This is a genomic window from Arthrobacter sp. Bi26, from assembly GCF_918697925.1.
Taxonomy (GTDB): domain Bacteria; phylum Actinomycetota; class Actinomycetes; order Actinomycetales; family Micrococcaceae; genus Arthrobacter.
Map to the genome: position 1 here is coordinate 24,075 of NZ_CAKKMF010000003.1, position 24,839 is coordinate 48,913.

Sequence of the window (24,839 nt, forward strand, 5' to 3'; positions counted from 1 at the left end):
CCGATGCAGATCAGCATGACCGTTAACGGCACCGACGTCACGAGCGAGATTGAACCCCGGGTGCTCCTGGTCCACTACATCCGCGAGGTCCTGGGCCTCACCGGTACGCACTGGGGATGCGACACGAGCAACTGCGGGACGTGTGTGGTCCTGATGGACGGTCAGCCCGTGAAGTCCTGCACCGTCCTGGCCGCCATGGCCGCGGGGCACGACATCCGCACCGTGGAGGGACTGGCCACCGGCGGCACCCTCGACCCCGTCCAGCAGGGCTTCATGGAGGAGCACGGGCTGCAGTGCGGCTTCTGCACCCCGGGGATGATGCTCACGGCCCGCGCGCTCCTTGATAAGAATCCGCACCCGGACGACGCCGAGATCCGGCGGGCCATTTCCGGGCAGATCTGCCGGTGCACGGGCTACGCAACGATCGTCCGCTCGGTGCAGTGGGCCGCCGCCCATCCTGCCGGCACTGGAGTGGAGGACGCAGCGGCCGCTGACGAAGTCCTGGACGGCACGGACACTGCCGTCCCGGATGTCGCCGCAGAGACAGCGAACACAGCCACGGAGGTGAAGGCATGACCGTCATCCATGACCGGCCGTCGAACCCGGCCGCCGGCGACGAGGACCGCCCGATCGGCTACGGCCGGATCCAGCGGAAGGAAGACCCGCGCTTCGTGCGCGGCAAGGGCCACTACCTGGATGACATCGTGCTGCCGGGTATGCTGCACGGGGCCATCCTGCGGGCTCCGGTGGCGCACGCCCGGCTCGTGTCCATCGACACCACCAATGCCCTGGCACACCCGAAAGTCGTTGCAGTCATCACCGGCAAGGACCTCCTGGGCCTGAATCTCGCATGGGCACCGACGCTCTCCGCGGATGTCCAGGCCGTGCTGGTGACCGACAAAGTCCGGTTCCAGGGCCAGGAAGTCGCGTTCGTCGTGGCAGAGGACCGCTACGCCGCCCGGGACGCCCTGGAGCTGATCGACGTCGAATACGATGTGCTGCCGCCGCTGGTGGACGCCCGCAAGGCGCTCGACCCGGACGCGCCGGTGATCCGCGACGAGATCGAGGGCCGGACAGACAATCGGATCTTCGACTGGGAGATGGGCGACAAAGCCGAAACCGATGCGGTGTTCGCCTCCGCCGATGTGGTGGTCAGCCAGGAGGTGGTGTACCCGCGCGTCCACCCCGCGCCGATGGAGACGTGCGGTGCCGTCGCCGACTTCGACGCCGTCAACGGCAAGCTGACGCTCTACGAGACCACGCAGGCCCCGCACGCGCACCGGACCTTGTTCGCGATCGTCGCCGGCATCCCCGAACACAAGATCAGGATTGTCTCCCCCGATATCGGCGGCGGCTTCGGCAACAAGGTCGGGATCTACCCCGGCTATATCCTCGCCGTCGTCGGCTCGATCGTCTCCGGCCGCCCGGTCAAATGGGTGGAGGACCGTTCGGAGAACCTGATGTCGACCTCGTTCGCCCGGGACTACATCATGCAGGGCGAAATCGCGGCGACCAAGGACGGCAAGATCCTGGCCCTGCGCACCCACGTGCTGGCCGACCACGGCGCGTTCAACGCCACCGCCCAGCCCACCAAGAACCCGGCCGGATTCTTCTCCATCTTCACCGGCAGCTACGACCTGATGGCTGCCCACTGCTCCGTCACTGGCGTCTACACCAACAAGGCGCCCGGCGGCGTCGCCTACGCTTGCTCGTTCCGCGTCACCGAGGCCGTCTATCTGGTGGAGCGGATGGTGGACATCCTGGCCCGCAAGCTGAACATGGACCCCGCCGAGCTGCGGCTCAAGAACTTCATCAAGCCGGAGCAGTTCCCCTATGCTAACAAGACCGGCTGGGTCTACGACTCGGGCAACTACGAGGCTGCCATGCGGCTCTCGATGCAGCTCGCCGGGTACGAGGACCTCCGCCGCGAACAGGCCGAAAAACGCGAGCGCGGCGAACTCATGGGCATCGGGGTGTCCTTCTTTACGGAAGTCGTGGGAGCCGGCCCCCGGAAGCACTTCGACATCGTGGGCCTCGGCATGGCCGACGGCGCCGAGCTGCGCGTGCACCCCACCGGCAAGGCCGTGGTGCGCATCTCGGTGCAGAGCCAGGGCCAGGGCCACGAGACCACGTTCGCCCAGATCGTGGCCGAGGAACTCGGCATCCCGCCGGAGGACATCGAGGTGGTGCACGGGGACACGGACCAGACCCCGTTCGGATTGGGCACGTACGGCAGCCGTTCGACGCCGGTCAGCGGCGGCGCCGTGGCCCTCGTCGCCCGGAAGGTGCGCGAGAAGGCGAAACTGATCGCCGGGGCCATGCTCGAGACCCGCCCCGAGGACCTCGAGTGGGAAAAGGGACGCTGGTTCGTCAAGGGCGACCCGAGCGTCGGCAAGACCATCGCCGAGATCGCCATGGGCGCCCACGGCACCGTTGCCTTGCCCGAGGGAGTGGACGGGAACCTCGACGCCGAGGTCACCTACGACCCGCCGAACCTCACCTTTCCGTTCGGCGCCTACATCTGCGTCGTGGACATCGACCCCGGCACGGGGCAGGTCAAGGTGCGGCGGTTCATCGCGGTGGATGACTGCGGCACCAGGATCAACCCGATGATCATCGAAGGCCAGGTGCACGGCGGACTGACGGACGGTGTCGGCATGGCCCTGATGGAGATCATCGAGTTCGACGAGGCCGGCAACTGCCTCGCCGGGTCCTTCATGGACTACCTGATCCCCACGGCCATGGAGGTGCCGGACTGGGAAACCGGGTTCACCGTCACCCCGTCCCCGCACCACCCGATCGGGGCGAAGGGCATCGGCGAGTCCGCCACAGTCGGCTCCCCGCCGGCGATCGTCAACGCCGTCGTCGACGCCTTGGCGCCGTTCGGCGTCACCCATGTGGACATGCCCTGCACCCCGGCCCGCGTCTGGGCCGCCATGCAGGGCCGGGCCAGGCCGCCGATCTGATGGCCGGCTCCGCAGGATCCCTGGCTGCCAGGGCCGATGAACTCGCCAGCCGCCGCGAGCCGTTCGTCCACGCCACGGTGGTCCGCGCCCAGCGTCCCACGAGCGCCCACGCCGGGGACACGGCCCTGGTGCTGCCTACCGGAGAGATCCAGGGCTTTGTGGGCGGGAACTGTGTGGAGGCATCGGTGCGCGAGTACAGCCTGCAGGTTCTGGCCTCCCAGGAACCGCTCCTGTTGCGGGTGCTGCCCGGGGAACCGTCCCGCACCGCGGAGGAAGGCGCCGTCGAGGTCTCCAACCCCTGCCTCAGCGGCGGGGCGATCGAGATCTTCCTCCAGCCGCGGATTCCGGCGCCCCGGGTCCTGGTGGTGGGCACGACGCCGGTGGCGCAGGCCCTGGCGACGCTCGGCTCCGGCGTCGGCCTCGAAGTCGAACTCACGGATGGCGAATCCGCCGATCCCCGCCGCGATGATGCGGCATTGATCGTCGCCTCCCACGGAAGAGCCGAGGAGGGTGCGCTGGAGGCGGCCCTGCGCGCGGATGTCCCTTACGTGGCCCTCGTGGCCAGCGAAACCCGCGGCGCCGCCGTCCTGGAATCCCTCGACGTCGACGACGCCCTGCGGCGGCGGGTTTTCACGCCGGCCGGGCTGCAGCTCGGCGCCCGGACCCCCGGGGAGATCGCGCTTTCAATCCTGGCCCAGCTGGTCGGGGAACGGTCCAAGGCGCGGCGCGCTGCCCCGCCCCTCGCGGCGGCCGCTGCGGCCGCGCCCACAGGCATGGAGGCGCCCACGGAGTCAGGGCCGGCGAGCGCGGTCGACCCGGTGTGCGGCATGTCCGTCCCAGCCCTCGAGTCGTCGCTGCACCTGGTACACAACGGGATGACCGTCTACTTCTGCTCGCCCGGCTGCCGGGCCGCCTTCCGCAAAGATCCGGAGCGCTATGCCCTCACGACCTGAACCGCCGCTGACAGCCGGGTGCCCCGGACGCCGGTCCGCGGGAATCATCCTGGCCGCGGGTGCCTCCCGGCGCCTGGGCCGGCCCAAACAGCTGCTGCCCTACGGCAGCGGAGTCCTGCTCGATGCCGTCCTGGAAACTGCCCGGGACTGTTCCTTCAGCCAGACGGTGCTGGCCCTGGGCGGCGCGGCGGCCGAGATAGAGCGAACCGTCGACACCAGCGGCTGCGATGTGGTGCTCAACCCGGACTTCGGCGAAGGGTGCGCGTCCTCCATCGCCTCCGCGCTCGCGGCCCTGCATCCGGACACTGACGCCGTGGTCCTGCTGCTCGGTGATCAGCCCGGTGTCCGGGCCGCGAGCGTCCGGGCCGTGCTCGGCGCCCTCGAGCAGACGGGTTCCGCCGCCCCTTCCGCCGCCGCCGCCAGTCCTGGCTCTGCCGGTGCTGGCCGTGCCGGTGCTGGCCGTGCCGGTGCCGGTGCCGGTTCGCCCGGCATCGCGGTGTGCCGCTACGACGACGGCGTGGGCCACCCGCTGGCGTTTGCCCGGCGCCTGCTGCCGGACCTGGCTGCCCTGCACGGGGACAAGGCAGTCTGGAAGCTCCTCGAACAGCGCACGGACGACGTCATCGAGGTCCGCACGCCCGGTCCCGTCCCGCTGGACGTGGACACCGAGGAAGACTACAGGCGCGTCCTTGACAGCCTGCAGGGGGCCGTATGACGACGGCGGCGCGGGCCGGCGCGGAGGAGGACGTGCGGCGCCGGGTCCCGGATGTGGCGTCGCTGATGGCCGCGCTGGACCGCACCAACTACCTGGCCGACGTCGGACTCGCAACGGCCCTGTTCCTGGCCGTCCGCCTGCCGCAGCCCATCCTGCTCGAAGGCGAGGCGGGAGTCGGGAAAACGGAGGCCGCGAAGGCGTTGGCCGAACTCCTCGACACGCCGCTGTACCGGCTGCAATGCTACGAGGGGATCGACGCCGGCGAGGCCCTGTACGAATGGAACCATCAACGCCAGCTCCTCGGCATCCGGCTGGCCGAAGTCCGCGACACCGAGGTCACGGAAACGGACCTCTTCGCCCCCCAGTACCTTTTGCGGCGGCCGCTGCTGCAGGCGCTGGAACATCCCGGCCCGCGGCCCGCCGTGCTGCTTCTGGACGAGATCGACCGCGCCGACGCCGAATTCGAGGCCTTCACGTTTGAACTGCTGGCGGAATCCGCCGTCACCATCCCGGAGCTCGGCACAATCCGCGCCACCCATCCCCCCATCGTGATCCTCACTTCCAACCGGACGCGGGACCTTCATGACGCCTTGACCCGCCGCTGCCTGTACCACTGGATCGACTACCCCGGACCGGCCCGGATCGCCGAGATCGTGCGCCGCCGGGTTCCCGCCAGCAGCGGCCCGTTGGCGCTCCAGGCAGCGGCCGTCATAACCCGGCTGCGGATGCTGGACCTCGCCAAACCCCCGGGGATATCCGAGGCAATCGACTGGGTCTCGGCCCTGGCCGTGCTCGGCGTGGAACGGATCGACCCCGGAATCACCGAGCAAACGTGGGGCTCAATCGTCAAGAACCGCGATGACCTTGAACTCGTCGGCTCCCGCGGCGCGGCCTGGCTTGTGGACGGCACCGATGGCTGAGGACAACAACCCCACCCCCGCACCGCCGCCACGGGTCGAGGCAGCAGCCTTGTCCGCCGCGTTCGTTACGGCAATCCGGAGGGCCGGTCTTGCCACGTCGCCGGACCGGGCGGCACGGCTGGCCGAGGCGCTCCACCTGATCCCACCGACCCAGCTTGAGCAGCTCTACTGGACCTGCCGCGTGGTGCTCGTATCCGCGCGCGAACAGGTGCCCCTGTTTGATGCCGTCTTCGCAGCCGTGTTCCGCCCGAATGCCGGCACCGCACAACCGGGCCGGGCGGCCCGCCCGGCAGTGCCGGCACCGCCCGCAGCGGAGCCGCGGACCAGGCCCGCGACAGCAGGCACCCGGGAGGCGGGCACGGCCGCCGGCAAGGACCAGGATCCGCGCGTGGCCTCCCCCGGCCGGGACAGCTCCGCGGAGGACCGCCGCGCCGACAGGGAGGCCGTCCTTGCCATGGTTTCCGCGGACGAACACCTCCATGAGACCTCCTTTGCCGAGCTTTCTGCCGATGAAGTACACGAGGTGCGGCGGCTGGCCGCGGCGCTGCAGCTGGCGACACCGCCGCGCCTGAGCCGCCGCACGCGCACGTCGGCACACAGCACAGCGAGCCTGGACGTCCGGGCGACAGTGCGTGCTGCCCGTCGCTCCGGTACAGACGCTCCACTGTTGCTCTATGCCCGCCGCCGTGAGCAGCGCCGCAAACTGGTGCTGCTGTGCGATGTTTCCGGATCGATGGAACCGTACGCCCGCGTCTTTGTATCCCTGCTGCAGGGTGCTGTGACCGGGGCCGGGGCCGAAGCTTTTGTCTTCTCCACGAGGCTGACCAGGCTTACGCGGCAACTGGCCCTGCGCGATCCGGACCAGGCCCTGGCCCGCGCCGCCGTCTCCGCGCCCGACTGGGCCAGCGGAACCCGGATCGCCGAGTGCCTCCGGCGTTTCGTCGACGAGCACGGCCGCCGCGGACTGGCGCGCGGCGCCGTGGTGGTGGTGTTTTCGGACGGCTGGGCCTACGAGGATCCGGAACAGGTCGCGGCGCAGATGGCCCGCCTGCGCCGGCTTGCCCACAGGATCATCTGGGTAAATCCGCGCAAGGCGGCGCCCCAGTACCAGCCCCTCGTCGGCGGGATGGCAGCAGCTCTGCCCTACTGCGACGCATTCGTCAGCGGCCACAGCTACCGGGCTTTGGCAGAGCTGGCGGCCGCAATTCGGGGTAACGGCCCGCAACCAGGCCACCGGCACGGACAAGCGAAAGGCAAGGAACCAGCTCATGCAAATTAACAGCACGTTCTCGGTGGTCGCACCGATAAGCCAGGTGTGGGACACACTGATGGACTTTGAAAGGGTGGCCGGTTGCCTTCCCGGGGCCAAGATCCTGAACAAGCTCTCGGATGAGGCGTATCAGGTGGGCATGACGGTAAAGCTCGGCCCGGTGACGATGCAATACAAGGGCCTGCTGAACGTCATTGAAAGAAACGCCTCGGAACGCCGCGCCGTCCTTGGCGGCAAAGCCCAGGAGACCCGCGGACAGGGCACCGCCGAGGCCACCGTCACCCTCACGCTGGCCGAAGACGGCTCGGCCACACGGGGGTCCGTCAGCGCAGATCTCGCGCTGTCCGGCAAGGCCGCGGCCATGGGCAAAGGCGTAATCGGGAGCGTCACGGAGCAGATGATGACCCTCTTCGCGAACAACCTGCAGGCCATGCTCGCAGAGGGCCTACCGCCGGTCCCCGAAGCACCCGCGGAGCCGGTCCCGGCGTCGGCCGCACCCGAGCCTGCCCCGGCCGCTGTCCCGGTACCAGTCCCGGCGTCGGCCGCGCCGGGCGGCAGCCTGGATGCGCTGAGCCTGGCCAGGGGAATGGCGGCGGAGCAGCTGTCCAGCCCGGTGAAAGTCCTCGGCGTTGTCGCGGTCGTGGCGTGCGTCGCCTACTGGGCCGGCCGGCGTTCAGCGTTCCGGCTGCTCCGGCTCTGCGGCAGGCTCTGAGGAGCGGCGATGCGCGATGTCCTGGCGGCCATGTTGCCCGACTGGCGAAGGGGTGCCACAGCAGGCTTGGCCACCGTCGTGAGCACTTTCAAATCGGCGCCACGGCTCCCCGGGGCCGCCATGCTGGTGACGGCCGACGGCCAGGCCGTGGGCTCCGTCTCCGGCGGCTGCGTGGAGGGTGCCGTGTACGAACTGGCCACCCAGGTCAAGGACGACGGCGAGCCGGCCCTGGTGCGCTACGGGATCAGCGACGACGACGCCTACGCCGTGGGCCTGACCTGCGGTGGCATCATCGACATTTTTGTTGAACCTGTCTCCCAGCGCCGCTTTGCCGAGCTCGACGCCGTCGCGCAGGACATTACCGCCGGGCGCCGCGTGGGGGTCGCCACGGTCATCGAACACCCGGATGCCGACCGCGTGGGGCGGCACCTCATCGTCAGGCCGGGGGGATGGGAAGGCGACTTGGGCTCTGACCGGACCAACCGCGCCGTCGGCGACGACACCCAGGGCCTTCTCGCCGCCGGCCGGACGGGTATCTTGAACTACGGCGTTGACGGCGAGCGGCTCGACACCGGCATGCGCGTCTTCTTCGCCAGCTACGCGCCGCCGCCACGCATGGTCGTCTTCGGCGCCATTGACTTCGCCGCGGCGCTGGCCCGGCTGGGCGCTTTCCTGGGGTACCGGGTAACCGTCTGTGATGCGCGGTCCGTTTTCGCCACGCCAGCGAGGTTCCCCGACGCCGCCGAGGTGGTCAACGCGTGGCCACACCGGTATTTGAGCGACCAGTTCGCCCAAGGACTGCTGGATTCCCGGGCCGTGCTGTGCGTCCTGACCCACGATCCGAAGTTCGATATCCCTGTCCTGGTGGTGGCCCTGCGCGGCAGCCCCGTCGCGTTTATCGGCGCTATGGGATCCAGGCGCACGCACGAGGACAGGATGGCACGGCTGCGCGAGACAGGACTGAGCGAGGCAGAATTGTCCAGGCTCCACAGTCCCGTGGGCCTTGATCTCGGCGCCCGCACGCCGGAGGAAACGGCCGTGTCCATCGCTGCAGAGTTCATCGCCCGGCAGTGGAGCGGCAGCGGGGAGCCTTTGCGGGAACTCGGCGAACGGATCCATCACGACGAGCAGTTGTGAGCGTGCCGCCATGAACAGCCGGCCATGATTGCGGACGACGCCCTGCGCTGAACGATGGCTGCGCTGCTGCTGGCGGCAACGCTGTACACGGCGTTCCGTGCCATTCGACAGTCGCCACCGGCCACCCGGGTGGGTTTGGCCTCCACGTCGCGATGATGACGGCTATGACGCTATGCTCGCCCCCCGGATTCCAGTGGCCGCGGCCCTCGCTGCGTAATTAGAAGAACCCGCAGATTCACTCATGCACGTCGACCCCCGGGACTCGTCAGCAGCCCGGATGGACTGTCGATTTGTCGGGGAAAGCCGCCGGATGCTCGATTCGATGGACGCATGAGCCCTAGACTATAAGACACGCTGGGACGCAATCCTTCCGGGGGAAGCAGGACGGTATGGCAGCCACACAGCATGGATATTGCCTGAAGGGCCCGGACGTCAAAGGCCTTCTGCGCCCCCGCCTGATCCCGTGCATTGAGGGCGCCACAAGCGCACGGCTTGGACTCGTGATCGCTCCTCCCGGAACGGGCAAAACGACTCTCCTGGCGCAATGGGCGGCGCATCGCTCCTCCACGGTGGCATGGTTCCGGCCGAGTCCGCGTGACGCGAAGCCGGGCCGGATGCTCACCCGATTCGCCGCCGCGCTCGCCATGGCTGCAGACGAGGAATCCCCCCGGTCCTTCGCCGAGTTGGAGCTCTTGGCCGGCCGGCTTGAAAAGCCGCTCGTCTTCGTCGTCGATGACCTGCATGCGCTGGCGCATACTTCCGCGGAGTCGGAACTTGAGCGGCTACTCGCACTGAACTCACCACAGGTTCATTTCCTCGTGGGCAGCCGCCGCCCGCCACCGTTCAATCTGGCCAGGTCCGAGCTCCCCGCTGCCGTGACGGTTTCCGGTGATGACTTGCGCTTTCGCGCCAATGAAGTGGACCAACTTTTCCGGAATATGTACAAACAGCCCCTGAGTTCGGCGGGGACGCTGAACCTGGTGCAGAGGACCGATGGCTGGGCCGCTGCGTTGCACCTCTTTCACCTGGCAACCAAGAACCGTTCCGAAGTCGAACGAAGGCGAGCGGCCGAGTCCCTCGGCCCGGCGCCGCAGTACGTCACGAGCTACCTGACACACCATTTCCTTGCCGGGGTGTCGGAGGACATGGAACTGCTGCTTCGCCAGACTTGCCTGTTCGACGTACTCACTCCGTCCCGCTGCGACGCGCTCCTTGAACGCCGTGACAGCCGGCAACTGCTGCGGCGCCTGGAGCAGCTCGGTGTCATCTCGAGCGAGGACGGCGGTGCAAAGGTGCGGGCCCCCGAGGTGCTTCGTCAATACTTCGTTGCAGCGTTGATCGAGTCAGAGCACAGCTTGCCGCAAAGTACGCGTGAGCGCACAGCGAAAATCCTGGAACAGGAGGGCGACGTCGGCGCGGCACTGCGGGTGCTGGCAGAAGGCCAGGACTGGGCCAAGGTGGGGAGCCTTCTGCACAGGGCGCGAAGCACCGCTGTACAGCCTGGCACTTGCGAATGGGCAGCCCTGGTTCCACGGCCTGCCGTGCGAGATGATGCCGCGTTTGCGGTGGCCACGTCACGGCGGCTCGTCGACGACGGCTGCATGGCGGCCGCCTACAGAACCGCCGCGCAGGTCCCTGCGTTGACCAGCGTTCCCGAGTGGCTTGCGCTGGCCCGGAAGCTTCAGCTGATGGCCGCATCGTGGGCCGGAGGCGCGCCCACCACGGGCCCCGGCCCGGCGCGCGGCTTGCGGGACGCGACTCGAGGGAATCCTGGCGGCGTGGCCCGATCGATGGGCGACGCCCGCCGGCCCCAGGAATTTCTTGCCAAGGGGCTGGCCTGCCTTCTGGCCGGTGATCAATGCTCTGCCCTTCCACCGCTGCGGCGGTGTGCCGGACTGCTCGACGACGAACCGGTGGCCGCACTTGCTGCCCAGCTTGCGCTGGCAGTTTTTGGGCCGGAATCCACTGATGCGGACCTTAGCGGCCCTGCCGCCGAGCTGGACGCCGTCCAGCGGCAGGCCCAACGCCGCGGTTTCACCTGGCTTGCCCGCGTCGCGCAGGGTGTCCAAGCCGGTCTGCCGGGATCCTCAAGTTCTCAGGACGCCGTCCGGTCGATCATTGACAGCTGTGAGCAGAGGGGTGACGAGTGGGGTGCGGCATTGGTGGCCGCTTCTGCAGCCCTGATGCAGTGGCGGGCGGGACGCCCGGATACCCGGGCGTTCGACGCGCTGGCCGGGCGTTTCCGAGGTCTCGATGCTGGGGCCCTGGAAGCCTGGGCGCAGTCGGCGCAGGCCCTCGTTAGTGCCACGATGGATCTGCCGGGAGCCGCCGAGGAGTCGCGTTCCGCGGAGGCATTTGCCCGGGCGGCGGGTGTTCCCGGCGCGCTGGCGGTCGCTTACGCGGCCGTGGCGGCGCAGTGGCCGGAGCACTACGACGAACTGATGAATGTGGCACGCGAGACCGGCAGGTCGGCCGGATTGGTGTGCCGCCCGTGGACGTGGATGTTGCCTGCGCCGCCGGCGCTCGCGGCGCGGTTCGCCCTGCCCAATCCGGGGCCGGCGGCCGGCCGTGCGGAACTCGCGGACCGGGACGTCGGCGTTCCTGCAGTTGAGGTAGCGGACTGCTCAGCCCTGCCGGCCCTGCAGATAGGTTGTTTCGGCGGATTTGCGCTCCTCAGTGACGGAGTTGGCGTGAACTTGTCCAGGGTGCGGCCCCAGGCACGGACGGTGCTCCGGATTCTTTCTCTGAACGCCGGCCGCCCGGTTCACCGCGAACGGCTTGCGGGCATCCTGTGGGCAGACTTGGACACTGCCGCGGCACAGCATGCGTTACAGGTGAGTGTGTCCAGTTTGCGGGGTGCACTCCAGCCTGAGGGACAAGCCGAGGCCCAGCACCTCCTCATTCGGCAGGGCGAGGCCTACGCCTTGGTGCTCGGTAAAGGATCGGTGTTCGACCTCGCGGACTTCGACCGGACAATCCATGATGCATCGCTGGCACGGTCAGCGGGAGACAACGCTGCCGCCGCTGAAGGGCTCCGCCGTGCCGTCCAGCTGTACACCGGTGAGGTGCTCCCGGAAGATGGCCCCGCGGAGTGGGTGAGCGCCACCCGCGAACGGTACCGCCTGCGGGCCGCCGAGGCTGCGGCGTCGCTGGCGGGCTTGGAGCTCCATCTGGGCAACCCGGCCGATGCCGCCGCGGCCGCCACCCGGAGTGTTGAAATCGATCCGTGGCGGGACGAATCATGGCGGACCCTGGTCGAGACCTTCCGGCGCCTCGGGGATCCGGCTGCGGCGGAACGCGCGCAACGGCGATACGACCTCATTTTGAATTCTCTGGGCGTGCCGGCGGAATCTGCACGTACCAGCACAGAAGTCACCGCCGGCCGAAGAACTGGACTTCCTCGACGGACACGGGTCCGTCCGTCGGACCTGCCGAATCCAGGATCCTAAGCATCACGGTCGAGGTCTGGTCCGCCCCAAAGTAAAAGTTCTTGGGACCTGACTCGCAGCCGCTGAGGTCAACAGTGAGGGACGCTCGAGCTCCATCGCCGCGAACGGCGACGATCTCGGCCTTGACCGGCTTCTGTTCCTTGCCGGGGTCCTGATCCACACCGGACGCAGCACAGAAAATGACTACGTACGTCAAGCGAAACGGGGGGCCGAAACCGGCCTTGAGGTAGTCGACGCCGGCCTGCGCGGGGCCCCTCGACGCCCACGAGCGTTCAGAGCCGTCGAAGGCCAGGTCCGCACCGCGTCCCGGTTTGGAGCTCGACGCATCTTTATCCTGGACAGTAATTTTTTCCTCCGAGATTTCGTCCACCACGCGCGTCATGGCTGCGGCAATCACGCCCCGGCCAAGGTAGGCGACGCCGCAAAATAGTCCCAACACCGTGAGGAGGGACACGGCACCCACGGGGAAGCGGCGCTGTATCCGCCATCTGGGCCGGGTTCCTGCTGGCAGCGCGGGAGGCTTCGTGCGGCCCAGGATCTGCTGCCACCACGGCGGAAGGGGCGGTGCAGGCGCTGTTTCCTCGAGACCGGCCCCGCATTGTCGGCAGAAGTGCACGTCCGGCTTGTTGCCCGCCCCGCACCGGCGGCAGATGAGGCCGCCCGGAAACTGCGGAGGTTCGTCGTGCGGTGCCTGTGGTGTGGCCTTGTATGGAGCGTGGTCTCCCTCCTTTCCGGGTTGGCGCTCTTGCAGTCCGGCGCCATGTGTCGCGGCATCCCCTGTCGCCGTGCCGCCGATGCTCTCGGGAGCACCCACACGGGCGTTGCCCGCCACGTGCGCCCCCGACTTCGCTCCGCCGGACGGGACGGAGTTCCGCAGGTCCCTGGACGCAGTAACCGGTGATGCAGCGTGCCGGGTGTCCGACGGTCCGGGAACTATCGGAAGCTGTGCCGTCGTCACGTCTGGATCCAGGTTTGTGCTCGAGCCTGTCGGCATCGGGCGTGGTTCCTCCGCCTCGGCGGGCGTCCGCTGCCAGACAAGGTAGGCTCCGCAATTGCTGCAGAATCGCTCGCCGTCATTGTTGCGGGCGCTGCAGTCTCCACAGATCAGCACCGCGGGCTCCTCAGGAATCGTCAGCGTAGGGGGCAACTGCGGGCACTATCTCCAGGGTATGGGGAACATGCGCCGGTTTCACGGCATTGACAATGCCCTCCAGTCGCCGGATATTCACGTCCTCCCGGGCAGCAGCGTAGACCCGTATGTGCAGCATCGCGGCGGGCCTGCCCGGCAATTCCGTGCCCGGCGTCGAGGACCAGGTGGTGCCACCGCTGTCTTCAACTTCGACGTCCACCACACCTCCGACGGCGAGCCTGACAGCGTCGGCGACCCCCGGGACGGTGCCTCGGCGGCGGTGGATCGCTGCGGCGTGCGCCACAACGTCGCGGCGCCGTGCCGTGGACCATGACTCGTCCAGGCGTACGCCCACCCAGTCGGCCAGCCAATTCAGGAAGTCTTCAGGGGCCAAGCTGGGATTGAGGTAGGAGTCGAGGCCGTCCAGCGTCGTGAATACCGGGGCCAGGGCGTCGTCGAAGGCGAGCAGGAACCGTTGGAGGAAGGCGTCTTCCTGCAGCACGGCCGGCAGCCCGGCGGCCAGCGGCACCGCGCTGGGCAGACCCTCTACCATGCCCCGCATCTCAGACCCCTTCCGTCACCCGAACACGATGGTCAAAGGAGAACACCAACGCATTCCGTTCCAGTTCAACGCGTTGCTGTGGCTCACCACGCTGGCCCGTGATGGGGTCGGCCGCGAACACCAGCACTTCGTCGACGATTTCGGTTCCGGCCAGCCGTTGAAGCACCGCATGGACTTCGCCTGCCTGCACGGGACGGCCGAACGGCCATCCTTCTCCGTCCGGACCGCCCCGGATTGGATCAAAATACTCGTAGAGCGCCCGGAGCGCGTTGCGCTTCAGCGCCTCGCGCGACACTCTGGGCCGCGTTGTGAGTTGGGCGACGACGGTCACCCCACGGTAGTAGGGCGGTTCTACCACGACCCTTGTGCCCACCGGACGGCGTGCGTCCAGATACGATGCGACCACAGAGAGCGTCTCTTCGTCCGGCACCAAATCCTCGAATGTCAGCCTCTGATCTTTGTCCGGGACAGCCGCCGGAACCACCAGCACCCTGACTCCGCCAGCCTCGTCAGGACCGTTGGCCGGGATGCACCGGACCCTGGCAATGTCCGGGGCGGCGCGCTTCGCCAGTTGCTCGTAGTCTTCGGCTGTGATGGCCCGGTCGCGGGTCCGCAATGCAAGGGCCCCACGGAGCTTGGCCTGTTCGATGGTTTCCGGAGCCACTCCGCCGTGGGCGGCACGGCGGTTCTCGACGCTGTTGACAAAGGGAATGCTGGACCGAAGCACTGACAGTGCCCGGGCAGCAACGTTACCCGTGGGTCCCCCGCCCGTGCGGTACAGCGGAACCCTTACGGGGCTACCGGCAGGCGGGACGGCACCGTAATGGCGCAGCGAGCCGTCGGGCTCGCGCACAGCAGGGGGGAAATGGACGAGGCCGGCCGTGCGGTCGAAGGCAACGACCCGGTCCTCAGGACCGCATCCTGCGAACGAGTCCACCTCGGTCCAGGTATCCCAGCCGGAACCGGAGGCGATCTCCACCACGAACGGCTCGCCGCCGGGAACTACGGGGTGACGCCCCAATTCAAACGACTGTCCCGGAACACCTTCGGACATCCCGATAACCTCACCGGCAATCGTCTCTGCATGGACGCCCGGAACAGACCCGCCGATAGTGAAAGCGTTCACGAAACGCACAGTGGGGGAAGCGCTGTAGGGCGGGTAGCCGTCCTTCGGGTCCACCACGCGGCATCGCAGCCAGCCCGCTCGGACTCCCCCCATCAGTGAGGCCGTGTGCGTGTGTGGCACATGGATGATCACGTCGCCGGGCCGGTTGAGCCCGCCGGTCCCGTCGCTGTCCAGCTCGCATGATGCCCAGTCGGCGCCATCCCAGGCCTCCCAGACAAGCGGCGGGTTGCGGGGGTTTACGCCCACACCCCGGACCTCGCACGCGAACCGCAGGGCCACCGCACAGGAAGGCGCCTGATCGTTCAAGCCGAGTAGCAGCACGTCCCCCGGCAGCGGTGGCGTACCGAAGCAGGCGAAGTCCCCGTCCCCGTGCAAAGCCTCGGAATGGGGCACAGGAACTCCCCCGCGGCCCTGCGTCATGACGTGGCCCAGCCGTCTGGGCGGCACGGTCAGGTCCCTTGTCGTCGTGAAGACCACCGCCTCGTCCTCTTCGGTGCGCCGGGTCGACACCTCTGTTCCCTGCGGAATGACGACAGTGTCCGGCTGCGGTGCTGACAACCACATCAGGAGCTCAACGGAGGCGGCGGTCGGCGGATGCAGCGTGACACCGAGCAGTTCCAGAAATGCGATGTAGAGGCGGTCAGGTACGCGGTTGAGCCGGTAGAAGAGTTGATCCACCATAAACGCGAATGTTTCGATCAGGGTGACGCCGGGATCGGAGACATTGTGGTCGGTCCACTCCGGACAATACTGCGCGACCATGCGTTTGGCGTCATCCACAAGGTCCTGGAACCGGCGGTCATCAAGGTTGGGTGACGGGAGCATTAGGAAGCAGCCTCCTGACCGGTGCGCGGAATGACGTAGAAGGGAAAGACAAGGTTCCGGGGGTCGTTGGTTCCCCGGACGGTGTACTGCACATCGATCAGCAGCACTCCGTCGTCGGCCCCGTCAAAATGGACCAGCACCTTCTCGACGTCGATCCTGGGTTCCCAGCGGTCCAGCGCCACCCGGATCGCGTAGGCGATGTCGCCGGCTGTTGCCGCGTCTGCCGGTGCAAAAACATAATCATGGATCGCGCAGCCGAATTCCGGGCGCATCGGCCGCTCGCCCGGAGAGGTCGCCAGGATGAGGTGGATGCTCTCCTCGATCTCGCGCTGGTCATGAACGAGCGCGATGCTGCCGGTCCGGTCGGTGCGCAGCGGGAAGGCCCAGCCGGCACCAATGAATTCCTGTCCCACCTTGCTGCCTCCTATTCCCCCAGCGGACTTGTCTGTTGCGTTGGGGTTCAGTTGATGCGGACCAGGCCGCCCTTGACCGTGGTCGTGGCACCGCCGGACAGCTCGGCCGTCGCGTCGCCAGCCACCTTGACGCTCGGGGCCTTCACTTCGGCCGACCCGCTGCCCGTGATCTTCACCGACGCTCCCTTCAGGTCCAGGCCCGAAGTCGCTTCCACGGTCACGTTCTTGCCCTTGATGACCACATCTCCCGTGGACGTAGTGACCGAGACATCCTTCCTGGCCGTGATGGTCACGGGGCCCTCGGACAGGATTTGGATCCCAGCGTCAGGTTTCTGCACGAGCGAGACCTTTTGCTTGCCGCCGTTGGTGCTCACGGTGAGCTGTTCGCCGTCGGGCGATTCCAGGAACTCCACCAGCATCCCCGTGCGGGAGACAAATGCGCGCCGTTGGACGGCGCCGTCAGTGGAACCCACATGGTCCGCCCAAGGTTTGTCCGGCTTGTCCTTGCCATTGAACAGGCCACCCAGGACAAACGGCTGCTGGAAGCTCCCGTGGCCGAAGGCAACAAGGACCTCGTCGCCGACCTCAGGGAGGACGACGGCGCCGCGCGAGGCGCCGGCCCCCGCCTGGACGGTGCGCGCCCACCAACTCTCGTAGGTGTCGGAGAGGACCGGAAACTTCACCTTGACCCGGCCTTGGTTCTCCGGGTCCTTCGCGGCGGTCACCACGGCGTTGACGACGCCGGGAACTGCAGCCCTGCCGTTCCCACCGGCCGCGACTCCGTAGAGGGAACGCTCGGACTCATGGCTCACGGCGAACGTCGTGAGGTATCCGGTGTCGGGGCTGAAATCGTGCCGGGAGGAGCTCAGCGTGTAGCTCCCGTCGAAGGGCTTCCCGGCCCCATTCAGGGTGACTGCAGCACCGGCCCGCAGCTGGGGGTTTCCGCGGGCCACACCTTCCAGTTCAGCGAACGCGCCGCTCAGTCGGGAGGCGAGGGCCGCTGCGGTGGCGTCGCACTGTGCCGCCTGCTCGAACGCTGTAGCCGGAGCCACGTACCGCGGGCTATCGAACTTCTTGGCGAGGGCAACCGGGGTCACCTCGGGGAGCTTGGCGCTGCGGGTCGTTGCCGGGGCGACGGAAACGATGGCCCGTTTCGCAGCAACGTCCCAGCCCCTGACCTCCACATCGGGGACCTGGTCGGCGGAGGTGACCGTGCCCCGCAGGGACACAAGGTTCACTCCCCGTTGGAGCACCAGGGGCTCGTTCCTCGCCCCGCCGGCATCCGGCGGGGCTGTTGCCGCATCCGTCGACGCGGTGAAGTGCATCGCGCCGCCGGACACGGAAAGGACCACACCAGACTCGACGGCCAGCCTGTGCAGGAAGTCCCAGTCGCTGATGCCGTCCTGTGCCACATGCTGCAGCACGGGGCCTTTGGCGTCGATCGTGCCCGCCTTGATTCCGGCGCGCTGGGCCACCTTGCGGACGATGTCCGCGGCGGTGCTCTGCAGGTAGGCCTCAACGCGGCGTCCCCGGAACAGCCGGTGGGAATGGTCCAGGCCTCGGACGATTGTGTACAGGCCGTCGTGGTCCATTTCCGTTTCGAGGGCAGTGACCTCACCGGAGAGCAGGGGCACCGGGCCTCCGGGGCCGCTTTGTTGGACGAGCAGCTTGACGGGCGCCCCGATGCTGATCCCTGCCTTGTCCAGCACTGTGGAGTACTCATCACTGAAGCGGAGCAGGAACAGGTCCGGAACGTTACTGCTGTCGTCGACGTAGCCCGAAACCAGACGTGCGGCAATATCCGGGGGAAGCGGCTGCCCGGCGACTTCCACCAGCAGCATGTTGCTGAATTCTTCACCGTGCGCCACGGATCACCTCCCGTCCCTCGGCCGGGCCATCCCGCAGTGCCACGGACGGCAGCTCATTCACGGCGGGCAGCAGCACAGAGGTGCCGGACCGCAGCCGCATCGGATCATCAATGCGGTTGGCTGCCGCAACCGCCCGCCATAGAGATGCGTTTCCGTATTCGTTGTAGGCGATGCCGGCGAGAGTCTCACCCTCAATCAGGACATGCACTCGTCGCGGCACCAGGCCGCCGGACGTCGGGTTCTGCTTTGGCGGATCACCCGCTATCTCTTCAAGCGCCACGGTGCAAGTGGCGCGCACGGGAACCCCTGCAGCCGTGAAGAGGGTGTATTTGACTTGCACGCTGGCGATATAGGACAGCGACCCCGTCAGCTGCCCCCAGCGGAACAGCACCCACGGCGGTGACCCCTTGTTCTGCTTCAGGGACGCCGGGGTGGGAGTGCAGCAGGAAAACAACTTTTCCACCCGCTTGACCACGGCGTCGTCCTGCTTCGCGGACGCGTCAAAAAACATCTCCAAGGAGAGCTTGGAGGGCATCGGCCCGTTGTACTGCGGCGGCCCCGCTTTCTTGTTGCCCTTGGCGGTCTGCCGGGTCCAGGAGGCCGCCTTGCCCAGCGTCAGCTCCTTCGGGTTGAACTGAAATTCAATCCTCCCCAGCTGGGGTCCGGCCTTGTCCAGCGAGCCGTCCTTTGACGGTTCGAACAGTTCCAGGTACGCGTGGGAGAGCTTTAGTGCCGCCTCTCCGCCGGCGCCTGCAGGGCCGCCTGCGCTGGCAACGGCTGCAGGAGCGGCAGCGGTACTTGGCGCCCTGCCCGCTACCGCACTCGTGGTCATGTCTGGCTCCTTCGGCTAGCGCGTCTTTGAAACAAAGCCATGGTGGGCGATCTCCAGCGTCTCCATGACGACCTTCGGCTGGTCCGGGTTCAGCGACGGGCCCTTCCACCGCACGGGGACGACGTCGTAAAGCTCCCAGCCGGCGATCTTCCGGCCATTGCCGGTCATCGCCTCGATGATTCCCGTGCACCGGGTGTAGCCGGAGGCCATGTCCGCGAACCATTTGGCAATCTTTTCGGTGTCCCGTCCGAGCGGCCGGCTCAATGTGATGTTGGGATATTTGAGCCGCGTGGGCAATTGCCAGATGAAGGAGTTGTTTCCGCCTTCCTCCCGGGACTCGATCACTACCTCACAGCCCAGTCCTTCGCACGTGGTGAACGTTCCGAGATCCAGATTGTCCAGTGCCACGGTGTAGCGGACGCTGACCGCCGTATCCACATCCTCCAACATGATCTTCCTCAGTTCGTGTCTGTCCGCAGACCGCGGCGCTCGCGGTCCAGCAGCATTTCGGCCTTGATGCGCCGGATCAGCGGTCCGGCAAGCCGCTTGGCGAGATCCTCAAGCTGTTCAGGCGTCGCCCCGGCCGGGATGCCCGACGCCGTTGCTCCCCTCACTGCCGGTCCTTGCTCCGCCGATCCGGCCGGACCGGCGTCCGTGCCGCCCTGGACCGCTACGCCGCCATCGGCCTCCCCCGGCCCGCTGGCGGCCCGTGCCGGAACGACCGGCGCAGCCGCCGCAGAATCACTCCCCGGGAGCCCGGTCTCCCGCTGAACGGCTTCACCGCCCTCGTCCCGCTGCGGCGACGGAGAGGCGAGACTCAGGATTGCATCTTGTGGCCTGTCCGATCCGGATTCGAAGGCCGCGTGGGCTCCCGGGCCCGTCGGGATCGCCGTGAACGATGTGTTCGAAAAATATCCCAATGTCGCCGTACGTTCCGGCGTCGAACCGACGGTTCCGGGAACCGGGCCCGCGGAGGCGCTCAAGCGTTGCAGGCGGGCCGGCTGTTCTCCGCCATGTGGTGGCGTAGGCGGGACGGTGAGCACTTGCGTCGGAGGCGCCGACCCGGCCGGGAAGCCGGTTGCTGCCGCGTCCAATGGGCGCGTTCCCTCTGCTGAATATCGCTCCACTGAAATCGTCCGCTGAATGACTCTTCCGACGGCGGCGCTCAGTCCGGGTGGGGCGTCCGGTTCTGCGCCGGGGGCAGCATCGGCCAGAAAGCCAGATTCCGTCCGGGGGCCGGAGTCCCCCTCGATGCCGAGGCCATTGTCGGATTCAGATGGCATGTCGGCCGTTGGAGCGAATGCCGTTGCCGCGGCGGCGACACCCTGTTGGCCCTCATCGGGCCAGGCAGTGTTCGCCGGTGAGTGTGCTGGCCTAGTTGCCGCTGGCAGCGTCAAGGCCCGAGCCTGGGCGCGCGGCGCGGGCGCCGCTACGGGCAGGGCAGTCAGCCGTTGCCAGGTATCCGTGGCCGGTCCCGGGCCGGCAGCGGGGACAATCCGTAGGACAACCGGTCCGACTGAGGTGGGGATTGCCCGGGTCTGCAGCTCGGCTGCCGGCTTGGCGGTGCGCTGGATCCCGAGGGAGCCATGCGGAGAGGATGACGGGTCAGTTGTCGGTTTCACGGCTCCGGTTTGGCCGCTGGCTCGTGGCTCGTCGGAGGACCATTCCGCGCTCTGACCCTGGACCGGAGCAAGGGCGGCGGCGGGGGCGGCCAGTTCCTCCGCGGTCAGTTCCTCCGCGTGCGGGGCCGTTTCGGCTGGGGAATCGTCCGAGAGACTGCGTTGAACTGAGGGGCTGCCGGCTGGCATGGCCTGTTGGCCCGTGGCAGGACCAAGTACAAGTGGAAGCGGGGCGGCTGCGGGCCGCTCATCGACCCGCGGTATGTCGGGATGAATTGTCAGGGCGGGCTCGGGAGGCCCGTTCACAGGCCGGGCTGCTTCACGCACCGCGGAGGAGGACACCGCTGGGGAAGACAGAGCCGGGAAAGACACCGCGCCGAAAGTCTCCAGGGAATCCGAACCGTGACCGGCGTCAGTGACATTGGACAGGAGGTCGACGGCGTGCCCGGAACGGGAGACGACCGGCATGCTTGCCGGGTTTCCTTCAGTGGTGCGGGGTGCCGGATCATTCGCACCGGGATGACTGTCCCCTGCCCGGTCAATTGCTCCGGCAGACCCAGTGGCCGAGAGCGGCGGCGCGGACCCGTCGTCCGGAGCCGGGGCATCGTCCGCCGGCGGGGAGACAGTCGCTGTTGTTGTCCCGGCGTCAGCCCACGGGGCTGGCTCGCCAATCCCGGGGTCCGGCGCCCCGGTGGAATCGAGGCTCGGCGGATCTGAAGGTACTGCGGACGTGGTCGCGGGTCCGGGGGCCGTTCCTCCTCCATTACCCGGAAGGGTCGCGTCAACGGCGTCAGGAGCACTGGCGCCCCGAATGCTGGCGTCAGCCGCCGGTGGAACCACGGGCGCACCAGCGGTTTCGGGGGTTGACGTCCGCTGGACCGGCAAGGGGAAGGAACCGGGACGAGAATCGGGGAAGACATCGGGAGCGGTCCCGGGGCAAAACTCCGGTGTCGCGGCCAGCTCCGAAAACGACAGTGGCATGCCGAGCCCCAGCCTTGGCGGGTGAGGCGCTTGCCGGAATGACGGCGAAGAGTCCGCCGGGGTCGAAGCCCGCTGCACAGCCGGTGCCGACGGCAGTGGAACGTACGTCGCACTTCCGTCAGAGGTGCTGCCGTCGGTGGACCTGGTGCGGGACGGGCCGGAGGGCTCCCCGCGCGAAACCGGTGCGGACACCGATGGGCCCGGGGATGAACCCGGAGACTGCAGTGGCGCCGCATCGACATGCAGCACAGGAAAGGCGTCCGGTGCCGCCGCGGTAAGGGAAAGGCCATCCAGGGTTCCACTGGCCTGGGGGTCGCCGTCCGGCCAACCGCCATCCTGCCAATCGCCGCCCAGCTGGTTGCCGCCCTGTGTGCCGCCGTCGGTCCCGGCGCGCTGGATCGTCGGCATGCCGCCAAGCCTGCCCGGCACCGGCCGGACGTGTGGCGCCGGAGGCGGCAACAGTGTCATCTCCACTGAGGGCGCAGTGTAGCCGCCGGAGCCCGGATCGGGACCGCCGCCGTCGACGTCGATAACGCCTGCCGGCGCCTGTGTGCTGACCAGGTGGGTCATGGGTCCGGTGAAGGACGGATCGCCCCATGAGGCGAGGGAGCCGGTGAAATGGTCCGGGTCCGACGTCAGCTGAATGCTGCCGGCACTGCGCTGCAGCGGCGGCAGGAAAGCCCAGCCGGCGGGCGCAATCCGGGGCTCAGCAGCCGCGGGTGCTGCCGCTTCGCGCGGTTCCTGGCCGGGCGGGGGCTCGGGCCGCTCCCGTTGCCAAGGCCACCGCATGGTTCACCGTTCCTGGGTCAGGCGCGTGTTGATTGCCGCTATCTCCCGGACATAGCGAAGCCGTTGGCCGTGTTCCAGATCCAGAATGTCATCCAGGGGCCAGTGGAAGTGATAGGCCACGTACGACACCTCCTCGTAGATCCGGTCCGGCGTGTACGTCATGATTCCCCCAGGCGGCCACCGGCGAGGTCGGCGGTAAAACGGTGGGAGCATTCCGGGCACGTAACAGCGATCCGGGTATGGCCCTCGGCATTGATCCGCCGATAGAAGTCCTGAAGGAATGCGACGTCGGAGGCGAACATGTTTTCCACGACGGCAGAGGTCACAGCCCCCAGCGTGCCCAGGGAGGTGATCACCCTGCCCAGAAGGACCACGGTCGTATACGCCGCATTCTCCTGGACGCGGGCGTCATAGAGCGGCAGCAGTTCGTCCCGTGCGGTCGCCAGCCGCATGACGCCGGATTTGTGGACGGTCCCGTCCTGGTCCACGTAGCCGCGGGGAAGCTCGAAGCTGAACTCGGTACGGAGCGGCTGACGTCCCTTGTCCGGCCTCCTGTCAGCCGGGACGCCGGGGGCATCGGCCTCCGGGTCCGGCATCACCACCGCACCATGTGTCCGCTGCATCACGAGATAGTGGATTCGTCGTAGCAGATGACGAACTTCTCTGTGGCCTGCTCCGTGGCGCCAGCCTTCAGGGAATTCAGTTCGACGCTCTTCACCCAGCAGTTGACGAAGTTATAGGTTTTCAGCGTCTCCCCTTTGTAGTCCAGGAGTGAGACGGCGGCAGTCTTGCGGGCCCCGGCGACGTCGCCCTCCATGACTTTCTTGAGCCAGTCGGTCACGGTTTTGCTTTCGGTCAGTCCCCTGGTGACCGTCAGCTCGCCCGCTTTCGGCCGGCCGATGAGCTGGCGGACGACGTATTTGCCGTCCTTCGTCTGCTGCTTCAGTTCGATCTTGTCGACCTCGGTCTTGAGGCCGCTCACCTCGATCACCCTCGGCACTTCGATGCCGTCAATCGTGACGGTGAATCCGTTCGCTGATGAGTTGTCAAAATCGCCGAGGGCCATGGTCTTGCTCCTTTTGAACTGGGATTACTCGCTCACGAGGCTGGTGCCGCCGGAGAACTGGGACAGCTGGAAAATGACGAACTCGGCCGGCTTGACCGGGGCCACGCCTATCTGGCAGACCACCTGTCCAGCGTCGATGCCCTCGGCCGGGTTGGTCTCTTCGTCGCACTTGACGAAGAACGCCTGTTCGGGTGTGAGCCCGAAGAGGGCGCCCTTGCGCCATTCGTTGGTCAGGAAGGCGCTGATGGTGCGGCGGATGCGCGCCCACAGGGCAGGGTCGTTCGGCTCGAAGACTGCCCATTGGGTGCCCTGCAGGATGGACTCCTCCAGGTAGTTGAAGAGGCGGCGGACGTTCAGGTACCGCCATTCGGCGTCGCTGGACATGGTGCGTGCTCCCCAGACGCGGATGCCGCGGCCAGGAAAAGTGCGGATGCAGTTGACGCCGATGGGGTTCAGCAGTTCCTGTTCCGTCTTGGTGATCTGGGTCTGCAGGCTGGTGACGCCGCGGATCACCTCGTTCGCGGGCGCCTTGTGGACGCCGCGGGTGTCATCGTTGCGGGCCCAGACGCCGGCCATGTGGCCCGACGGCGGAATGAACCGGTTCGTTCCGGTGCTGGGGTCGAACGCCTTCACCCACGGCCAGTAGAGTGCCGCGAACTTGGAGTCATAGCCGCCGCCGTCCATGCGCCAGTTCTTGATCTGCTGGGCGTTGAGGTTGGGCGGCGGGTCGATGATGGCGATGCGGTCCCCCATCAGCTCGCAGTGGGCAATGGCGGCGAGCTGCACGGCTTTGACGGTTTCCAGATCGATGGCGCCTTGCTCGTAGGCGGCCAGGAGGTCCGGCACGGCCACCATGGTCACTTCGTCGACGGCCTCGAGGCCGCTGAATCCGGTGCGGTCGGCGGCATCGCCGACGTAGTCGTCCACGTTCAGCTTGTCAGTTGTTGGCGGTTCAGGCTCAGGCTCCGGTGCGACCAGCTGGATGGTCCCCTTGTCCGGTTTGACGAGGGCACCGCCTGTGGCAATCTCCTCAATGGTGACGATCTTCGATTCGGCGCTGATCTTGGTGGCGACGTTATTGTTGCCACGTTTGGTGGTGACGTTGTCCCAGACCTCGGGCGGCTTGCCCTCCACCGTTATGACGATCTTGAACTGGTCCTCGGACGGATTTTCACCCCCTGGGTCGGCAATTTCGACCGTTACAGGCTTGGGGTTGGCTGCCGTGGACTTGGCGGTCACGCGGTATCCGGCGAATTCGGCCGTCGGGGACGCCGTCACTGCCTTTGGCTGTTGCTTCGGTTTGTCCTCCCGCGCTCCGTCGGCGCCGATGCGCACCACGTAGCAATTCCCTCCGCCGTTGAGGAAGTAGCCGTAGACGGCATGGGCAAGGTACGAGCCTGGGACGAAGTCCCCAAAGGTGTCGGAGAACTGGGTCCAGTTGGACACTAGGGTTGGTTCATTGTCCGGACCCTTGGCGGCAAGCCCGACGAATGCAGCGACTGCCGTG

Annotated in this window: 21 protein-coding genes and 1 pseudogene; 9 read left to right on the forward strand and 13 right to left on the reverse strand. The window is 67.5% G+C overall.

Features of this window, described 5'->3' with window-relative positions:
• The first annotated feature begins 3 nt into the window (after positions 1–3).
• The 9 genes from LQV16_RS01255 to LQV16_RS01295 all read left to right on the forward strand — a co-directional run bounded on the left by LQV16_RS01255 (position 4) and on the right by LQV16_RS01295 (position 12,122).
• Entirely contained in the window at positions 4–576 is a 573-nt protein-coding gene (locus LQV16_RS01255; protein ID WP_229992128.1) for a (2Fe-2S)-binding protein, read from the forward strand.
• Positions 573–2,966, forward strand: coding sequence for an aerobic carbon-monoxide dehydrogenase large subunit (locus tag LQV16_RS01260; protein WP_229992129.1), 2,394 nt, complete (start codon positions 573–575; stop codon positions 2,964–2,966). The genes LQV16_RS01255 and LQV16_RS01260 overlap by 4 nt, the downstream gene beginning before the upstream one ends.
• Complete coding sequence (locus LQV16_RS01265; protein WP_229992130.1) at positions 2,966–3,919, forward strand: XdhC family protein; 954 nt, start codon at positions 2,966–2,968, stop codon at positions 3,917–3,919. The genes LQV16_RS01260 and LQV16_RS01265 overlap by 1 nt, the downstream gene beginning before the upstream one ends.
• Complete coding sequence (locus LQV16_RS01270) at positions 3,903–4,634, forward strand: nucleotidyltransferase family protein (RefSeq protein WP_229992131.1); 732 nt, start codon at positions 3,903–3,905, stop codon at positions 4,632–4,634. The genes LQV16_RS01265 and LQV16_RS01270 overlap by 17 nt, the downstream gene beginning before the upstream one ends.
• Complete coding sequence (locus tag LQV16_RS01275; protein ID WP_229992132.1) at positions 4,631–5,554, forward strand: MoxR family ATPase; 924 nt, start codon at positions 4,631–4,633, stop codon at positions 5,552–5,554. Before LQV16_RS01270 ends, LQV16_RS01275 begins: the two co-directional genes overlap by 4 nt.
• A complete protein-coding gene (locus LQV16_RS01280; RefSeq protein ID WP_229992133.1) occupies positions 5,547–6,833 on the forward strand; it encodes a VWA domain-containing protein in 1,287 nt (428 codons plus the stop codon). The genes LQV16_RS01275 and LQV16_RS01280 overlap by 8 nt, the downstream gene beginning before the upstream one ends.
• Positions 6,823–7,536, forward strand: coding sequence for an SRPBCC family protein (locus LQV16_RS01285; protein WP_229992134.1), 714 nt, complete (start codon positions 6,823–6,825; stop codon positions 7,534–7,536). Before LQV16_RS01280 ends, LQV16_RS01285 begins: the two co-directional genes overlap by 11 nt.
• Positions 7,537–7,545: 9 nt before the next feature.
• Positions 7,546–8,673: an XdhC/CoxI family protein gene (locus LQV16_RS01290; RefSeq protein WP_229992135.1), complete on the forward strand. Its 1,128-nt coding sequence runs from the start codon at positions 7,546–7,548 to the stop codon at positions 8,671–8,673.
• A gap of 389 nt (positions 8,674–9,062) precedes the next feature.
• On the forward strand, positions 9,063–12,122 hold the full coding sequence (locus LQV16_RS01295; protein WP_229992136.1) for a BTAD domain-containing putative transcriptional regulator: 3,060 nt from the start codon (positions 9,063–9,065) through the stop codon (positions 12,120–12,122).
• On the opposite strand, the gene LQV16_RS01300 is transcribed toward LQV16_RS01295, so the two are convergent.
• From LQV16_RS01300 to LQV16_RS01355, 13 genes and pseudogenes are all read right to left on the reverse strand, one after another.
• Complete coding sequence (locus tag LQV16_RS01300) at positions 12,046–12,561, reverse strand: hypothetical protein (protein WP_229992137.1); 516 nt, start codon at positions 12,559–12,561, stop codon at positions 12,046–12,048. The genes LQV16_RS01295 and LQV16_RS01300 overlap by 77 nt on opposite strands.
• Before the next feature lie 150 nt (positions 12,562–12,711).
• Positions 12,712–13,116, reverse strand: a pseudogene (locus LQV16_RS23625) (hypothetical protein); the annotation flags it as partial.
• Positions 13,117–13,243: 127 nt separating this feature from the next.
• The gene (locus LQV16_RS01305; protein WP_229992138.1) at positions 13,244–13,813 is read right to left on the reverse strand and encodes a phage tail protein I; all 570 of its coding nucleotides are present in this window, start codon (positions 13,811–13,813) and stop codon (positions 13,244–13,246) included.
• Between the two features lies 1 nt (position 13,814).
• A complete protein-coding gene (locus LQV16_RS01310) occupies positions 13,815–15,764 on the reverse strand; it encodes a putative baseplate assembly protein (RefSeq protein ID WP_229992139.1) in 1,950 nt (649 codons plus the stop codon).
• Positions 15,764–16,177 carry a GPW/gp25 family protein gene (locus LQV16_RS01315; RefSeq protein ID WP_229992140.1) on the reverse strand — a complete coding sequence of 138 codons (414 nt, stop codon included), beginning with the start codon at positions 16,175–16,177 and terminating at the stop codon, positions 15,764–15,766. Before LQV16_RS01315 ends, LQV16_RS01310 begins: the two co-directional genes overlap by 1 nt.
• Positions 16,178–16,224: 47 nt before the next feature.
• Positions 16,225–18,045 (reverse strand): VgrG-related protein, encoded by a 1,821-nt coding sequence (locus tag LQV16_RS01320; RefSeq protein WP_229992141.1) that lies wholly within the window; start codon positions 18,043–18,045, stop codon positions 16,225–16,227.
• Positions 18,032–18,877, reverse strand: coding sequence for a peptidase M23 (locus LQV16_RS01325; RefSeq protein ID WP_229992142.1), 846 nt, complete (start codon positions 18,875–18,877; stop codon positions 18,032–18,034). Before LQV16_RS01325 ends, LQV16_RS01320 begins: the two co-directional genes overlap by 14 nt.
• A gap of 15 nt (positions 18,878–18,892) precedes the next feature.
• Positions 18,893–19,327 (reverse strand): phage tail protein, encoded by a 435-nt coding sequence (locus LQV16_RS01330; protein ID WP_223986869.1) that lies wholly within the window; start codon positions 19,325–19,327, stop codon positions 18,893–18,895.
• Between the two features lie 8 nt (positions 19,328–19,335).
• On the reverse strand, positions 19,336–19,491 hold the full coding sequence (locus tag LQV16_RS01335) for a hypothetical protein (protein ID WP_229992143.1): 156 nt from the start codon (positions 19,489–19,491) through the stop codon (positions 19,336–19,338).
• Positions 19,492–22,269: 2,778 nt separating this feature from the next.
• The gene (locus LQV16_RS01340) at positions 22,270–22,428 is read right to left on the reverse strand and encodes a DUF6760 family protein (protein ID WP_229992144.1); all 159 of its coding nucleotides are present in this window, start codon (positions 22,426–22,428) and stop codon (positions 22,270–22,272) included.
• Positions 22,425–22,889, reverse strand: coding sequence for a hypothetical protein (locus tag LQV16_RS01345; protein ID WP_229992145.1), 465 nt, complete (start codon positions 22,887–22,889; stop codon positions 22,425–22,427). The genes LQV16_RS01340 and LQV16_RS01345 overlap by 4 nt, the downstream gene beginning before the upstream one ends.
• On the reverse strand, positions 22,889–23,332 hold the full coding sequence (locus LQV16_RS01350) for a phage tail protein (protein WP_223986860.1): 444 nt from the start codon (positions 23,330–23,332) through the stop codon (positions 22,889–22,891). Before LQV16_RS01350 ends, LQV16_RS01345 begins: the two co-directional genes overlap by 1 nt.
• 24 nt (positions 23,333–23,356) lie before the next feature.
• Positions 23,357–24,778: a phage tail sheath subtilisin-like domain-containing protein gene (locus tag LQV16_RS01355; protein ID WP_229992146.1), complete on the reverse strand. Its 1,422-nt coding sequence runs from the start codon at positions 24,776–24,778 to the stop codon at positions 23,357–23,359.
• Between the last annotated feature and the right edge of the window lie 61 nt (positions 24,779–24,839).